The organism is Paratractidigestivibacter sp. (assembly GCF_052362415.1).
GTDB lineage: Bacteria > Actinomycetota > Coriobacteriia > Coriobacteriales > Atopobiaceae > Paratractidigestivibacter.
Map to the genome: position 1 here is coordinate 1 of NZ_DAWEMK010000133.1, position 244 is coordinate 244.

Annotated in this window: 1 protein-coding gene; it reads right to left on the bottom strand. The window is 67.2% G+C overall.

The window, feature by feature from the left end; all coding sequences use genetic code 11:
- Positions 1–244, bottom strand: a 244-nt coding sequence (locus ACT84W_RS09750) for a uracil-DNA glycosylase (RefSeq protein WP_444329069.1), incomplete at both ends; no start/stop codon positions are given.

Here is a 244-nt window from a genome sequence, read left to right on the forward strand (position 1 = left end):
GTAGATGCACGCGGCGGGATGGAACGTGGGGCACACGACGAAGTGGCCCTGCTGGTGAAGCTGGCCGCGCAGGCTCATGACGCCTTTGCTCGTCCGCAGGACGAACTGCGACGCGAAGTTGCCGAGGCAGACGATGACGTCGGGCCACACGCTGCGGATCTGCTCGCGAAGGAACGGCGAGCAGGCGGCGATCTCCTCGGGGCGGGGATTGCGGTTTCCGGGCGGGCGGCACTTGATCACGTTG